This window comes from Pseudomonas sp. G5001 (assembly GCF_013385475.1).
In the GTDB taxonomy this organism is placed as follows: Bacteria; Pseudomonadota; Gammaproteobacteria; order Pseudomonadales; family Pseudomonadaceae; genus Aquipseudomonas.
In genome coordinates this window covers 508-17,200 of the sequence record NZ_JACAPZ010000057.1, presented here as the reverse complement: position 1 = coordinate 17,200, position 16,693 = coordinate 508, and the positions used below count along the sequence as shown (strand labels likewise).

General features: G+C 63.3%; 5 protein-coding genes and 1 pseudogene. 3 read left to right on the top strand and 3 right to left on the bottom strand.

All coding sequences use genetic code 11. The features are described from left to right. Window positions 1-103 precede the first annotated feature (103 nt). Window positions 104-688, bottom strand: a complete 585-nt coding sequence (locus tag HX805_RS31460) for a TetR/AcrR family transcriptional regulator (protein ID WP_177081935.1) — start codon at window positions 686-688, stop codon at window positions 104-106. A 134-nt stretch (window positions 689-822) separates the two neighbouring features. Here HX805_RS31460 and HX805_RS31455 point away from each other — a divergent pair, with 134 nt between their 5' ends. Next, window positions 823-1,995 (top strand): MFS transporter, encoded by a 1,173-nt coding sequence (locus HX805_RS31455; protein ID WP_102369571.1) that lies wholly within the window; start codon window positions 823-825, stop codon window positions 1,993-1,995. Here HX805_RS31455 and HX805_RS31450 read toward each other — a convergent pair whose 3' ends face one another. Together HX805_RS31450 and HX805_RS31445 are read right to left on the bottom strand one after the other, a co-directional pair. Continuing rightward, window positions 1,996-2,352 carry a type II toxin-antitoxin system HicB family antitoxin gene (locus HX805_RS31450; protein WP_177117627.1) on the bottom strand — a complete coding sequence of 119 codons (357 nt, stop codon included), beginning with the start codon at window positions 2,350-2,352 and terminating at the stop codon, window positions 1,996-1,998. Further along, entirely contained in the window at window positions 2,349-2,600 is a 252-nt protein-coding gene (locus HX805_RS31445) for a type II toxin-antitoxin system HicA family toxin (protein WP_177081934.1), read from the bottom strand. The genes HX805_RS31450 and HX805_RS31445 overlap by 4 nt, the downstream gene beginning before the upstream one ends. A gap of 208 nt (window positions 2,601-2,808) precedes the next feature. Between HX805_RS31445 and HX805_RS31440 the strand changes: the two genes are divergently transcribed. Together HX805_RS31440 and HX805_RS31435 are read left to right on the top strand one after the other, a co-directional pair. Further along, the gene (locus tag HX805_RS31440) at window positions 2,809-15,177 is read left to right on the top strand and encodes a non-ribosomal peptide synthase/polyketide synthase (RefSeq protein ID WP_177117626.1); all 12,369 of its coding nucleotides are present in this window, start codon (window positions 2,809-2,811) and stop codon (window positions 15,175-15,177) included. 155 nt (window positions 15,178-15,332) lie between these two features. After that, a pseudogene (locus HX805_RS31435) lies at window positions 15,333-16,693 on the top strand (condensation domain-containing protein); the annotation flags it as partial.

Here is a 16,693-nt window from a genome sequence, read left to right as displayed (position 1 = left end):
GGGCTTTTCCAAAGTGAGCCGCTGTAAGAGCGGAACCATAGGTGGCCGTTACCTAAATAATGGATATGCCCCCCTGGATCCTGACCACCCCCGCCGCACTCGTTCAGCGAACGGCATCGGGCTTCAACCCGCGCAACAACAACTCCAGCCCTCGCAGAGCCTCTTCCAGCCGCACACCCGAGTCTCCATCCTGGGCGATCCACAACGATGCGCTCACCAGGCTGCCATTGATCAGCCTCGCCAGCGCCTGGCTGCACGCCTGCTCGATGAGGCCCGCTTGCATCAAGTCATCGAGCAACTGGCGCAGCGAGTCCACGCATTGCTGCTGGTCGGTGGCACCCAGCACCGCCGGCGCATCTTGCAGCACAATGCGCTGGACCTCGGGATCCTGAGCCATACGCAAATAAACCCGGCAGCGCTCGCAAAACCCTTCCCAAGGATCAACCGCCTGTTCCGAGATACGCTGCAGGCTCGCATCCATTTCACCGTCGAGCTGCGCAACCACCGCCGCCAGCAAGCCTTTCTTGTCGCCAAAATGATGGTACAACGCACCCCGGGTCAGGCCGGCGCGAGCGGTGAAATCGTCCATCGACGTCTGGGCGTAGCCTTGTGTGGCGAAGGCCTGGCGGGCGCTGGCGATCAGGCGGGCGCGGGTGTCTTCGATCATGTCGGCACGGGCTCGGCTCATGGGTAAGGCTCACAATAGGTGATTGACATACGACGCGTATGTTACGCATGATTTGTCACATACGCACCGTATGTATTTTGCCCCGAAAACCTCGAATAGCAAGTTTCAGGGCGCTCAGGAAGAGGTTACACACCATGGCAAACCCCTACGCCGAGCTGTTCCAGGCGCCAGGTTCCAGGGCTTTTGTATTGGCGGGCATGCTCGCCCGCATGCCGATCTCCATGACCGGGATCGGCTTGATCACCATGCTGTCGCAAGTGCACGGCGGTTACGGTTTGGCCGGTGCGGTGACCGCTACCTTCGCCCTGGCCACCGCGTTTTGCGCGCCCCAGGTCTCACGGTTGGTGGACCGTTATGGCCAGGGCCGGGTGTTGCCGGTGGCCGCGTCCATCGGCGGCGGCGCGCTGTTGCTGCTGTTGCTCTGCACCCGGGTGCAGGCGCCAACGTGGACGCTGTTCGTCTTTGCCGCGCTGGCCGGCTGCATGCCCAACATGTCGGCCATGGTGCGGGCGCGCTGGACCGAGCTGTATCGCGGCCAGCCCAAACTGCAAACGGCGTTTGCCCTGGAGTCGGTGCTCGACGAGGTGGTGTTCATTATTGGCCCGCCGGTCTCGGTGGGTCTGTGCGTGCTGCTGTTCCCCGAAGCGGGGCCGTTGATTGCCGCGCTGTTTCTGGCAGTGGGCGTGACCGCCTTTGTGCTGCAACGCCAGACCGAGCCACCGGTGCATGAACATCACGCCGAGCACGGCCGTTGGCTGATTGCCTCGCCCTCGGTGTTGATCCTGATGGTGCTGTTGATGGCCATGGGCATCATCGTTGGGGTGGTGGATGTGGTCAGTGTCGCGTTCGCCCAGCATCAGGGCCAGCCCGCCGCGGCGAGCATTGTATTGTCGGTATACGCCATCGGTTCGTGCCTGGCCGGGCTGGCGTTTGGTGCGCTCAAGTTGAAAGCACCGCTGCCGCGCCAGTTCTTGTACTGCGGCGTGGCCACCGCCGTGACCACGCTGCCGTTGTTGCTGGTGACGAATATTCCGGGGTTGGCAGCCGCGATCTTCATCTCCGGCCTGTTCTTCGCCCCGACCCTGATCGTGTCCATGGCCCTGGTGGAACAAATCGTTCCGCCCAGCCGCTTGACCGAAGGCATGACCTGGCTGATCACCGGCCTGAGCATCGGCGTGGCCATTGGTGCTGCCAGCTCCGGCTGGATGATCGACCGCTTCGGCGCACCCAGCGGGTTCTGGGTGGCGCTGGCGGCGGGTGCGGTGGTGCTTGGGGCGGCGGTGCTGGGGTATCGGCGGTTGGGGTGATTACCCGGTCACCAGTGCGCCGCGATGTTGCAGGAATTCGTTCAGCGCCTGGCGCGTGAGATCGTTCAACGTGACTTTTTGCCGGGTCGCGGCAAGCGCGGCGGCCAGGTGGAGTTCATGGCCGACACGGACGTTGAACGAACCCTTGCAGGGCTTTTCCGGTGCTTGCCCAAGGGTCTGGCAGGTCTCGATGTAGTCGTCCACGGCGGTGCAAAAGGCGGCGTCCAGTTCGGCGACGGTTTTGCCCTCGTAGCTGACCAGGGCCTTGATGAAAAGCAGCTTTCCGAACAGGCAGTTGTCTTCGATGCTGGCTTCGATGGAGCCGATGTAGCCTTTGTGTTTCAGCTGGTTGTTCACTGAATCAGTTCTCCTGATTTCAATTGTTCGATGATCTGGCGCCGAATGTAGTGTTTCAGTTCGTTGCCGGGGTGAGGCTTGTGCAGGGTGATCATTGCACTGGGGTCGCCTGTGTCGAACCTGACCCGGCTACCCGCCCCTTCGATTTGCGTGTATCCCAGGCGCCGCAGCAGCGTGACGAGTTCGGGCCAGGTAAAGGCCGATTGCTCATTGAGCAGTTTGGCCAGCAGCTTTTCATTTTTCGACACGGCGATTCTCGCCTGCAACTAAATGTAGTTGCAATTGATGGGTTGCGTCAATGATAGGACAGCCGCGCCGAGCCTCTCGGTGTTTGATGTAACCCTTGATGACACCGTGGTCTGCGCCCCCAATCCCCGCTAATTTTTCCCTTCCGGATTCGTTTTATAGGGACGACGTGCCTTTGTGCTTCCTGCCTATTGCCCCGGATCCCAAGAAATGAACGCTGAAGACTCCTTGAAACTTGCTCGCCGGTTTATCGGGTTGCCCCTGGAAAAACGCCAGATGTTCCTCCAGGCGCTACACAAGGAAGGGGTGGATTTTTCCCGGTTTCCGATCCCGGCAGGGGTGGAGGCCGAGGACCGGCAGGCGCTGTCCTATGCGCAGCAGCGGATGTGGTTTCTGTGGCAACTGGATCCGGCCAGTGGCGCCTATAACCTGCCCGGCGCGGTACGGCTCAAGGGCGCCTTGAGCCTGCCGGCGATCGAGCAGGCGTTCGCCAGCCTGGTGGCCCGCCATGAGACGTTGCGCACGGTGTTCCAGCGCCAGGCGGATGATCGTCTGTTGCAAGTGGCCGCACAGTCGCCGCTGGTGGTCGAACAGTTGGACTTCAGCGTCCTGGCACCCGCCGAGCGTGAGCAGGCGGTGATGCAGGCCGCTACCCGTCAGTCGCTGTTGCCCTTCGACCTGGCCAACGGCCCGCTGCTGCGGGTGCAATTGCTCAAGCTGGCCGAGCAGGAACACGTGCTGCTGCTGACCTTGCACCACATCGTGTCCGACGGCTGGTCGATGAACGTGCTGATCGACGAGTTCATTCGCTGCTACGACGCCCATGAGCGCAACGAGCCGCCGCAACTGCCGGCCTTGCCGATCCAGTACAGCGACTACGCCCTGTGGCAGCGCCGCTGGCTGGAGGCCGGCGAGCAGGCTCGTCAGCTGGAATACTGGCAGGCACGCCTGGGAGATGAGCACCCGGTACTGGAACTGCCCATCGACCATCCACGCCCGGCGATGCCCAGCTACCAGGGCACCCGGCATGACTTTGCGATTGATCCGGCGCTGGCTGCGCAGTTGCGCAGTTGCGCGCAAAAACACAATGTGACCTTGTTCATGTTGCTGCTCGGCGCGTTCAACGTGCTGCTGCATCGCTACACCGGGCAGGGCGACATTCGGGTTGGCGTGCCGATTGCCAACCGCAACCGCAGCGAAGTCGAAGGGCTGATCGGTTTCTTCGTCAATACCCAGGTGTTGCGCACCGAACTGACCGGGCAAACCCGCGTCGACGAGTTGCTGCAAGGCATCAAGGAACACGCACTGGGCGCCCAGGCCCATCAGGAATTGCCGTTCGAACGCCTGGTAGAAGCCTTGAAAGTCGAGCGCAGCCTGAGCCACACGCCGCTGTTCCAGGTGATGTACAACCATCAGCCGCAAGTGGCGGACATCGCCGCGGTCAACACCGCCTCCGGGCTTGAACTGTCCCTGGTGCAATGGCAAGGCCGTACCACCCAGTTTGACCTGAGCCTGGACACCTACGAGAAGTCCGGCACCCTGCACGCCGCGCTGACCTATGCCAATGACCTGTTCGACGCCGCCACCATCGAGCGCATGGCCCGGCACTGGCTCAGCCTGTTGCAGGCGATGGTCGCCGATGGCAGCCAGCGCATCGGTGAACTGCCGATGCTCGCCGCCGCAGAGCAGCACGTGCTGGTGCATGACTGGAACCAGACGGCCGAGGCGTACCCGACCGAACGTGGCATCCACCACCTGATCGAAGACCAGGTACAACGCACTCCGCACGCCGTTGCCCTGGTGTTCGGCGCGACGCAGTTGACCTACGCGCAGCTCGACGCGCGCGCCAACCAGTTGGCCCATGCCCTGCGCGAGCAGGGTGTTGGCCCGGACGTACTGGTGGGGATCTGCATCGAGCGCTCCATCGAAATGGTGGTCGGCCTGCTGGCGATTCTCAAGGCCGGCGGCGCCTACGTCCCGCTGGACCCTGAATACCCCCGCGAACGCCTGGCTTACATGATCGAAGACAGCGGCATCGGGCTGCTGCTCAGCCAGCAGGGCCTGCTGTCGACCTTGCCGGTCGACGGCATCAACGTCATCGCACTCGACCAGGCACAAGGCTGGCTCGACGATTACGGCCGCGAGCCTCTGGCCGTCAACGTGCACGCGCTGAACCTCGCCTATGTGATCTACACCTCCGGCTCCACCGGCAAGCCCAAGGGCGCAGGCAACAGCCATCGTGCGTTGGTCAACCGCCTGTGCTGGATGCAGCAGGCTTATGGCCTGGATGCCAGCGACGCAGTGTTGCAGAAAACCCCGTTCAGCTTTGACGTGTCGGTGTGGGAGTTCTTCTGGCCATTGATGAGCGGCGCACGGCTGGTGGTCGCAGCACCCGGCGAGCATCGCGAGCCGGCTCGCCTGATCGAGACCATTGGCGAACACGCTATCACCACGCTGCACTTTGTACCGTCGATGCTGCAGGCATTTATCCACGAGCCGGGCGTGCAGGCCTGCGCCAGCCTCAAGCGCATCGTATGCAGTGGTGAAGCGCTGGCGCTGGATGCGCAGTTGCAGGTGTTCGCCAAGCTTCCGGGCGCCGGGTTGTACAACCTCTACGGCCCGACTGAAGCGGCCATCGACGTCACCCATTGGACCTGCATCGACGAAGGTGCCGACAGCGTGCCCATTGGCCGCCCCATTGCCAATCTGGGAACCTACATCCTCGACGCGCAACTCAACCCTGTGCCGGCAGGCGTCAGCGGTGAGCTTTACCTCGGTGGCACCGGGCTGGCCCGCAGTTACCACCGCCGCGCGGCGCTCACCGCCGAGCGTTTTGTGCCGTGCCCGTTCAATGACGGTGCGCGGCTGTACCGGACCGGCGACCGGGTGCGCCAGCGCGCCGACGGTGTGATCGAATACCTCGGCCGCCTCGATCATCAGGTCAAGCTGCGCGGCCTGCGTATCGAGCTGGGTGAAATCGAGACCCGCCTGATGCAACACCCGCTGGTGCGCGAGGCCGTGGTGCTGGTGCAGGGGGGTAAACAGTTGGTTGCTTACCTGGTGCTGGAGGGAGGCGAGCCTGCCACGCCGTGGCAACCGGAGCTCAAGGCGTGGCTGTTGAACAGCCTGCCGGAATACATGGTGCCCACCCACCTGATGCCGCTGGTGAAGCTGCCAGTGACCGCCAACGGCAAGCTCGACCGCAAGGCCTTGCCGTTGCCGGACGCTGCGCCGCAGCAAGCGTTCGTGGCGCCACAGGATGCATTGCAAAAAGCCCTGGCGGCGATCTGGGAGGATGTGCTCGGTCTTGAGCGCGTCGGCCTCGAAGACAACTTCTTCGAGCTGGGCGGCGATTCGATCATCTCCATCCAGGTGGTCAGCCGTGCGCGGCAGGCCGGCATCCGCGTCAGCCCGCGTGACCTGTTCCAGTACCAGACCGTGCGCAGCCTGGCACTGGTCGCCACCCTCGATAAACGCTCGGCGGTGGATCAGGGGCCGGTGAGCGGTGATGCCGTGCTCGGGCCGATCCAGCAGCATTTCTTCAGCCGCGGGATGCCGGTGCGCGAACACTGGAACCAATCGCTGCTGCTGACTCCCCGTGAGGCCTTGAATGCGCAGTGGCTCGATACAGCGCTGACGCACATCATCAATCACCACGATGCCTTGCGCCTGCGTTTTACCGAAAGCACCGAGGGCTGGCAGCAAAAACACGATGCTCCAGTGGCCAGCGCTGATCTGTGGCTACGCGATGCCGAGTCGGCGGAACACCTGAATACCTTGTGCAACGAGGCGCAGCGCAGCCTTGACCTGCAAAACGGCCCGCTGTTGCGAGCCTTGCTGGTCACGCTGGCCGATGGCAGCCAGAGGCTGGCGCTGATCGTTCACCACCTGGTGGTCGACGGTGTGTCCTGGCGCGTATTACTGGAAGATCTGCAGCAGGCTTACGAACAATTGGCGGCAGGCGGCGGCATTGAGCTGCCGCCGAAAACCAGTGCATTCCAGGGCTGGACTGCGCGGCTCGAACAGCAAGTGCAGCGCTTCGATGAACAACTGATGTACTGGAAAACCCAGCATCAGGATGCGAAGGATCTGCCGTGCGACCGACCTGACGCCAGCCTGCAAAATGCGCAGGGTGAAAAAATCGAGTGGCGACTCGACGCCGAACGGACCCGTCAGTTGCTGCAACAGGCGCCCGCCGCGTACCGCACGCAGGTCAATGACCTGCTGCTCACCGCGTTGGCCCGCACCATCAGTCGCTGGAGCGGTCAGGCAGGCACGCTGATCGAGCTTGAAGGCCATGGCCGCGAAGACCTGTTCGATGACATCGACCTGAGTCGCACCGTGGGTTGGTTCACCAGCCTGTTCGCGGTCAACCTCACCGCCCGCGATGACCTCGACGGTTCGATCAAGTCGATCAAGGAGCAACTGCGCGCGGTGCCGGACAAAGGCCTGGGCTATGGCGTGCTGCGTCATCTGGCGTCCCCGGCAGTACGCGCCGAGCTGGCGGCACTGGCGCCACCGCGGATCACCTTCAACTACCTGGGCCAGTTCGACCGTCAGTTCGACGACGCGGCCTTGTTTGTGCCGTCTGCCGAAACCAGCGGTGTGGCACAGGATCTGGCGGCACCATTGGCCAACTGGCTGACGGTTGAAGGCCAGGTCTATGGCGGCGAACTGTCGATGAGCTGGGGCTTCAGCCGCGAGATGTTCGACAGCGCGACCGTGCAGCAACTGGTGGACCGCTATGCCAGCGAGCTGCATGCACTGATCGAACACTGCTGCACCTTGCCGGCCGCGCAAGCCACGCCATCGGACTTCCCGCTGGCGCGGGTGACCCAGGCGCAACTGGATGCGCTGCCGGTGCCGGCCGGCCAGCTCGACGATCTCTATCCGCTGTCGCCCATGCAGCAAGGGTTGCTGTTCCATACCCTGTACGAACAGGCGGCGGGTGAGTACATCAACCAGTTGCGCGTCGACGTGCAGGGCCTGGATCCCGAGCGTTTCCGCGCCGCTTGGCAGGCCACCGTCGATGCGCAAGACATCCTGCGCAGCGGTTTCGTCTGGCAGGGCGAGCTGGCGCAACCGCTGCAGATCGTGCACAAGCAGGTGCAACTGCCGTTCGCCACCCTGGATTGGCGGGCCCGTGACGATCAGCCGGCGGCCCTCGCGGCGCTGGCCGATGCCGAGCGAGCGCAAGGGTTTGACCTGGCCTGTGCGCCCCTGCTGCGCCTGGTACTGGTGCAGACCGGCAGTGACCAATGGCACCTGATTTACACCCATCACCACATCCTGATGGACGGCTGGAGCAACTCGCAGTTGCTCGGCGAAGTATTGCAGCGCTATAGCGGCCGCACACCGGCGAATGCCGGCGGCCGTTATCGCGACTACATCGCCTGGCTGCAACGTCAGGACGGCCAGTTGAGCCAGGACTTCTGGAGCGAACAACTGGCCGCGCTGCAAGCGCCGACCCGGCTGGCCCGCGCGGCCACCGCTGGCGAGCGCCAGAGCGGTCACGGCGACCATTACCTGACTCTGGACGAGCAACGCACCCAGGCGCTGGAAGCGTTTGCCCGCCAGCAGAAAATCACCGTCAACACCCTCGTGCAAGCCGCGTGGCTGCTGTTGCTGCAACGCTATACCGGGCACGAAGCGGTGGCGTTCGGCGCGACCGTGGCCGGTCGTCCGGCAGACTTGCCCGGCATCGAGCAACAGGTCGGCCTGTTCATCAACACCCTCCCGGTGATCGGCGCACCGCGTCCCGATCAAAGCGTCGGCCAATGGTTGCAAACGGTGCAGGCGCAGAATCTCAGCCTGCGTGACTTCGAACACACGCCGCTGGCGGACATCCAACGTTGGGCCGGGCAGGGCGGTGAAGCGCTGTTCGACAATATCCTGGTGTTCGAAAACTATCCGGTAGCCCAGGCGCTGAGCCAGGCCGGGCAGGGGCTGGTGTTCGGCGATGTGGGCAACCTGGAGCAGACGCACTACGCGCTGAGCGTGGCGGTGACCCTCGGCCGGCAGCTGGCGTTGCATTACAGCTTCGACCGCGGCCAATTCGCGAGCGAGGTGGTCGAAGGCATCAGTGCGCATTTGCTGCAACTGCTTGAGCAGTTTGCCGAGTCGGCAGAACGCAACCTGGGTGAAATCGCCCTGGCAAGCCGCGACGAACAGGCCCGCCAGCAAGCGCAGAACCATCCACAGCCGTACCCGGTGGACATCGGCGTGCATCAGCGCATTGCCACCCTGGCGGCCGAGCGCCCGCAACGCACAGCGGTGATTTTCAACGATCGGCAGTTCAGCTACGGTGAAATCGACCAGCGCGCCAACCAACTGGCCCACGCGCTGATCGCCCGCGGCGTTGGCGCTGAAACCCGTGTGGGTGTGGCGTTGCCGCGCAGCGAGTCGGTAATTGTGGCGTTGCTGGCGGTGCTCAAGGCCGGCGGCGCTTATGTGCCGCTGGACACCCTCTACCCGCGCGAGCGCCTGGCCTACCTGATCGAGGATTCGGGGCTGGCGCTGCTGATCAGCGATTCGTCGGTGTCGGCGCAGCTGCCGGTTGCCGAATCGGTACCCTTGCTGGAGCTGGACCGTCTTGATCTGCGTGAGCAGTCGATCAAGGCACCCTCGGTGCAGCTCGACCCGCACAACCTTGCGTATGTGATCTACACCTCCGGCTCCACTGGCAATCCGAAAGGCGTCAGCGTTGCCCACGGTCCATTGGCCATGCATTGCCAGGCCATCGGCCAGCGCTATGAAATGCGCGACAGCGACTGTGAGTTCCACTTCATGTCGTTCGCCTTCGACGGTGCCCACGAGCGCTGGCTGACCAGCCTGACTCACGGGGCTTCGCTGCTGATTCGCGACGACGCGCTGTGGACGCCGGAGCAGACCTACAACGCCATGATCGAACACGGCGTGACCGTGGTCGCGTTCCCGCCGGTGTACCTGCAACAACTGGCCGAACATGCCGAGCGCGTCGGCAATCCACCGAAGGTGCGCATCTATTGCTTTGGCGGTGACGCGGTGCCGAACGCCAGTTTCGAGCGGGTCAAGCGTGCGCTCGATCCGGACTACATCATCAACGGCTACGGCCCGACCGAAACCGTGGTCACCCCGCTGATCTGGAAGGCCGGTCGCGAGGTGCCGTGCGGTGCTGCCTACGCGCCGATCGGCAGCCGCATCGGTGACCGCAGCGCCTATGTGCTCGACACCGACCTGAACCTGTTGCCCCAAGGCATGGCCGGTGAGCTGTATCTGGGGGGCACCGGCCTGGCCCGTGGGTACCTCAACCGACCGGGGCTGACCGCCGAGCGTTTTGTCGCTGACCCGTTCAGCGCCGCTGGCGGCCTGCTTTACCGCACAGGCGACCTGGTGCGCCAGCGCGCCGACGGCACGTTCGACTATCTGGATCGTATCGACAATCAGGTGAAGATTCGCGGCTTCCGCATCGAGCTGGGTGAGGTCGAAGCGGCGCTGCAAGCCCTCCAGGGTGTGCGCGAAGCGGTGGTCGTGGCCCAGGAAGGCAGTGCCGGCAGCGGCAAGCGCCTGGTGGCTTACGTGGTCGGCGATTCAACCCGTGCCGGTTTCAGCGAAGACCTGCGTGCGCAGCTCCAGGCTTCATTGCCGGCGCATATGGTGCCGGCGTATGTCTTGTCTCTGGAACGCATGCCGCTGACACCGAACGGCAAGCTGGATCGCAAGAACCTGCCCAAACCGGATGTCAGTCAACTGCAACAAGCCTACGTCGCTCCGCGCAACGCGCTGGAGCAGCAACTGGCGACGATCTGGCAAGACGTGCTCAAGCTTGGGCAGGTGGGCATCAGCGACAACTTCTTCGAACTGGGTGGCGATTCGATCATTTCGATCCAGGTGGTCAGCCGTGCGCGGCAGGCGGGGATTCGCTTCAGCCCCAAAGACCTGTTCCAGCACCAGAGCATCCAGGCGCTGGCCGTGGTCGCACAGACCGGTGAGACGCTGCCGTCGATCGATCAGCGACCGGCAACCGGCACCACGGTGCTGTTACCGATTCATCAGCAATTCTTCGCTCAGGAAATTCCCGATCGTCACCACTGGAACCAGTCGGTGATGCTTAAGCCGGCGCAGGCACTGGATGCACACGCACTGGAGCAGGCGCTGGAGGCTTTGGTGGCGCATCACGACAGCTTGCGCCTGGATTTCGTCGAACGGGCTGACGGCTGGTCGGCACACTACCGTGACGTCGCGGCGCACACGGATCAAACGCTTCTGTGGCCAGTGGAGGTCGCGGACCTCGCAGCCCTTGAGGCACTGGGTGACGAAGCCCAGCGCAGCCTGCAATTGAACGGTGGTTCGCTGATACGCGCGGTGCTGGCGAACCTGGCGGACGGCACTCAACGGCTGTTGCTGATTATCCATCACCTGGTGGTCGATGGCGTGTCGTGGCGGATTCTGTTCGAGGATCTGCAGAACGCTTACCGGCAAATCCTTTCAGGCGCAGGTGTGCAGTTGCCGGCCAGGACCAGTGCGGTCAAGGCCTGGGCGGCGGCATTGCAGGGCTACGCCACAACCCCTGCGCTGCAGGCCGAGCTGGGTTTCTGGCAACAACAGTTGCAGGGCGCTTCGCCAGCCTTGCCGTATGACCGTCCGAACGGCGGGCAGCAACATGATCAGGCCCTGACCTTTCGTAGCAAGCTGGACCGGGCCCTGACCCGCCAGCTGTTGCAGGATGCGCCGGCGGCGTATCGCACCCAGGTCAACGACGTATTGCTGACCGCGCTGGCGCGGGTGATAACGCGCTGGACCGGTGACGACAATGCGTTGGTGTTGCTTGAGGGGCACGGTCGCGAAGACGTGTTCGAGCACATCGACCTGACCCGTACCGTGGGCTGGTTCACCAGCGTGTTCCCGGCGCGGCTGTCGCCGATTGCGGATCTCGCTGGGTCGCTCAAGCAGATCAAGGAGCAGCTGCGGGCAATTCCGCATAGGGGCATCGGCTTCGGCGCACTGGCGTACCTGGGCGATGAACAGACACGGGAGTCTCTGCAAGCCTTGCCGCTACCGTGCCTGACCTTCAACTATCTCGGTCAGTTCGACGCCAGCTTCGATACCGCCGACGACGCCCTGTTTGTGCCGACCGGCGAATCCGGCGGTGAAGAAGTCAACCTGCAGGGGCCGCTCGGCAACCCGCTGGCGCTCAACAGCAAAGTCTTCGGTGGTGAACTGGACCTGACCTGGACCTACAGCGGCGCGATGTTCGATGCCGCGACCATCCAGCGCCTGGCCGACGACTATGTGCAAGAACTGACGGCGCTGATCGGCCATTGCTGCGACAACTCCAACCGGGGAGTGACGCCGTCGGATTTCCCGTTGGCGCAACTGTCTCAGGCCCAACTCGATGCGCTGGTGCTCGAACCTCAAGGCATCGACGACATCTACCCGTTGTCACCGATGCAGCAGGGCATGCTGTTCCACACCTTGCTCGAACAGGGGAATGGCGATTACATCAACCAGATGCGCCTGGATATCGATGGCGTCGATCCGCAACGCTTCCGCGCGGCCTGGCAAGCCGTGGTGGATGCCCATGACATCCTGCGTACCGGGTTCATCTGGCAAGGCAATCTTGAACAACCGGTGCAGGTGGTACAGCGTCAAGTGCAGGTGCCGTTCCGTGTGCTCGACTGGAGCGGTCACGCCGATCGGGATGCGGCACTGCAAACCCTTGCCGATGAAGAGCGCGCCCAAGGCCTGGACCTGAACTGCGCGCCCTTGATGCGCCTGGTACTGGTACGCACGGCAACTGATCGTCATCACCTGATCTACACCAACCATCACATCCTTATGGATGGCTGGAGCAGCGCGCAGTTGCTCGGCGAAGTGTTACAGCACTACAGCGCAGAAACCGTGGCACGACCCGTTGGCCGGTATCGTGATTACATCGCGTGGCTGAAGCGGCAGGACGCATCGCTCGGCGAAGCGTTCTGGAAGGAGCAGTTGCACGCCCTGGATGAACCGATTCGCCTGGCGCAGATGTTTGCCCGTCCGGCGCAGGCCATCGCCACCCACCTTTACGCTCACCACCACCTGCACCTCGATGAGCAGCAAACGCGCCGTCTGGGCGACTTTGCCCGAGAGGCGAAAGTCACCGTCAACACTGTGGTCCAGGCTGCGTGGCTGTTGCTGTTACAGCGTTACAGCGCAAAGTCCTGCGTCGCATTCGGCGCAACCGTGTCGGGGCGCCCGGCGGACCTGGCAGGCGTCGAGCAACAGATTGGCCTGTTCATCAACACCTTGCCGGTCATTGCCAGCCCGCGCTCCGAGCAGAGCCTGGGGGATTGGCTGCACAGCGTCCAGGCGCAGAACCTGGCGTTGCGGGACTTCGAGCACACCGCGTTGTTCGATATCCAGCGCTGGGCGGGGCAGGGTGGTGAAGCGCTGTTCGACAACATCCTGGTGTTTGAGAACTATCCGATTTCAGAAGCCCTGGAGAAAGGTTCGCCTCAGGGTCTGCGCTTTGGTGCCGTGGGCAATCTGGAGCAAACCAACTACCCGCTGACCCTGCTGGTGGGCCTGGGCGCCGAGCTGACCGTGCAGTTCAGCTATCAATGTGCGAGCTTCACACCTGTGTCGGTGGAGCAGATCGGCGTGCACCTCAAGCGTCTTCTGCTGCAAATGAGCAGCGATGCCGCACGCCCACTGGGTGACCTCACGCTGTTGGACCCGAGTGAAACCCGCCAGCAATTGCAGGACTGGAACGCCACCGCAAGCGTCTACCCGGGCGAGCACTGCATTCATCGTCTGTTTGAGGCGCGGGCACGGCAGACGCCGGATGCCACGGCGCTGCTGTTTGCTGATCAGGCGCTGACCTACGCTCAACTCAATACCCAGGCCAATCGCCTGGCGCATCGTTTGATTGAACTCGGTGTCGGCGCTGACCAACCGGTGGGTATCGCCCTTGAGCGTGGGGTGGACATGATCGTCGGGCTGCTGGCGATCCTCAAGGCCGGTGGCGCCTACGTGCCGCTCGATCCGCACTATCCGGTGGATCGCCTGGCCCACATGATTGAAGACAGTGGGTTGCAGTTGCTTCTGACCCAGGCATCGTTGCTGCGCCAGTTGCCGATTCCGGCAGGGGTGCACACCGTCTTGGCGAGTGCAATGGATGAATCGGTCAGCCCTGAACAGGCGGCCAATCCGCAGGTGTCGGTGGACGGCGATAACCTGTGCTACGCCATTTATACCTCGGGCTCTACCGGCAAGCCCAAGGGTGTGATGGTACGCCATGGTGCCCTGGTGAATTTCGTTGCCAGCATGGCCCGCGAACCAGGCATCGAGGCAAGTGACCGCCTGCTGTCGCTGACCACCTTCTCGTTCGATATTTTCGGCCTGGAACTGTACGGCGCGCTGTTCAGCGGTGCGGCCGTGGTGCTGGTGGACAAACAGAGCGCCCACGACCCTGAAGCATTGCTGGGGATTATCGAACAGCAGCAGGTCAGTATCGTGCAGGCCACGCCGTCGACGTGGCGCATGTTGCTTGAGCATCCCATGGCCGAGCGTCTTGCCGGACGCACATGCCTGTGTGGCGGCGAGGCATTGGCCGAGGACCTGGCCGAGCGCTTGCTGGCGGTCGCAGGCCCGGTCTGGAACCTCTACGGGCCCACGGAAACCACGATCTGGTCGGCGGCTTATCCACTGACCACAGACAAGCGCTTGCCTTACCTCGGCCGGCCGATTGCCAACACCTCGCTGTACATCGTCGGCGAGCACTTCGCGCCGAACCCTGTCGGGTTGATCGGTGAATTGCTGATTGGCGGTGATGGCCTGGCGCGCGGGTACCACGAGCGGCCGGCGCTCACCGCCGAACGCTTCCTGCCGGATCCATTTGGTAATGGCACACGGCTGTACCGCACCGGTGACCTTGCGCGACATCGCGTCGACGGTGTGATCGAGTACATCGGCCGGGCAGACCACCAGGTGAAAATTCGTGGCTTTCGCATCGAGTTGGGAGAGATCGAAGCGTGCCTGTTGGCGCAGGACGCGATCCGCGAGGCGGTGGTGGTGCCTCAGCAAGGGCCGGGTGGCACGCAGTTGGTGGCCTACCTGATTGCGGCCGGTACTGAGGCGGCCGAGGCGCAGTCGTTGGTGGCGCTGCGCGACGAGCTGAAGGCGCGGCTCGCCTGCGACCTGCCGGACTACATGATTCCGGCGCACTGGATGCTGCTTGAGCGCTTCCCGCTGACGCCCAACGGCAAGCTGGACCGCAAAGCCTTGCCGCTGCCCGACGCCAATCAGTTGCTGCGGGCCTATGTGGCGCCGCAAGGGGCGCTTGAGCAGAGCGTCGCACAGATCTGGCAAGAGGTGCTCAAGCTTGCGCGGGTAGGGCGCGACGACAACTTCTTTGAATTGGGCGGGCATTCCTTGCTGGCGACCCAAGCGACAGCCCGCCTGCAAATGGAGCAAGGCGCAGCCGTGCCCCTGGACCTTTTATTTCGAACCCCATCGCTGTCGGAGTACGCCGCGCAACTGGCGGTGCACCTGACACCTCACTCCAGCGAAGACTTGAGTGAGATGCATGACTTCCTGGCAGACCTGGAGACCCTTTGAAAATGACTCAGCTCGATAACCTGTCTCTGGTTCAGCGATTCATCCGTTTGCCGCTCGCCCAACGGCAAGCGTTCCTGCAAAAGCTGCACAGCAAAAACATGAGTTTTGCCGCGTTGCCGATTCCGGCGATGCGTGACGAGTTCGAGCATATCGGCCTGTCCTACGCCCAGGAGCGCCAGTGGTTCCTCTGGCAGTTGGACCCTCACAGCGCGGCCTACCATGTGCCGACGGCGCTGCGGTTGCGCGGTGCACTGGACGTGCCGGCGTTGCAGCGCAGCTTCGATGCATTGCTGGAGCGCCATGAGGTGCTGCGTACGGTGTTTGTCGACGGGCCGGAAGGGCCGCTGCAGGTTGCGCACGCATGCCTGAGCCTGCCGGTCACGACGGTGGTGCTGGAAGCGGTGCCGGACGCCGCAGCGCTCAAGGCGTTGATTGACACTGAAATCACTGCGCTGTTCGACTTGCAGCAGGGCCCGCTGTTGCGGGTCAAGCTGTTGCAACTGGCACCGGACGACCACGTGCTGGTGCTCACCCAGCACCACATCATTTGTGACGGCGCATCGGCGCAGATCATGGTTCACGACCTGGTCAAACTCTATGCTGCCCACAGCACCGGCCAGGCGCCGGACCTGCAGGCGCTGCCGATTCAATACGCCGACTATGCGATCTGGCAGCGCAAATGGATGGAAGCCGGCGAGCTTGCGCGGCAATTGGGTTACTGGACCGAACGCCTGGGTGATGGCGGTGAAGTGCTGCCTTTGCCTGCTGACCGCGCCCGTCCGGCGGTGCAGAGTTACCGCGGTGCGCGGCTGGACCTCGCCATCGATGCCGGGCTGACCGAACGCCTCAAGCGCGTGGCCCAGCGCGAAGGCTGCACCTTGTTCATGCTGTTGCTCGCCTCATTCCAGGTATTGCTGCACCGTTACAGCGGCCAGTCGGACATCCGCGTGGGTGTGCCGGTGGCCAACCGCAACCGTCTTGAAACCGAAGGCCTGATTGGTTTCTTCGTCAATACCCAGGTGCTGGATGCGCGGATTCAGGGGGCAATGCCTTTCGATCAATTGCTGGCGCAGGTCAAGCAGGCTTCGCTGGGCGCCCAGGCTCACCAGGATTTGCCGTTCGAGCAATTGGTGCAAGCCCTCGCACCGGACCGACACATGAGCCACAGTCCGTTGTTCCAGGTGATGTTCAATCACCAGAGCGGCGATGCCGCCCAAGCGTTGCAACTGCCAGGCTTGCATGTCGAGAGCCTGGATTGGAGCTCGCACACGGCGCAATTCGATCTGACCCTTGGCACGCACGAGACCCAGGGCGCATTGGCCGCCACATTCACCTATGCCACTGATTTATTCGACACTGGCACCATCGAACGCCTGGCCGCTCACTGGCTGAACTTGCTGCAAGGCATCGTCGCCGATCCGCAACGGCGCATCGGGGAATTGCCGCTGCTGGACGCGACCGAGCAACAGCACAACATCGCCCAGTGGAACCCCGGCCCGCGCAGCTTCCCAAGCGA

Excerpts from the sequence above, each read along its gene's own strand:
- HX805_RS31460 (WP_177081935.1), bottom strand. The coding sequence starts at position 688 with ATGAGCCGAGCCCGTGCCGACATGATCGAAGACACCCGCGCCCGCCTG.
- HX805_RS31455 (WP_102369571.1), top strand. The coding sequence starts at position 823 with ATGGCAAACCCCTACGCCGAGCTGTTCCAGGCGCCAGGTTCCAGGGCT.
- HX805_RS31440 (WP_177117626.1), top strand. The coding sequence starts at position 2,809 with ATGAACGCTGAAGACTCCTTGAAACTTGCTCGCCGGTTTATCGGGTTG.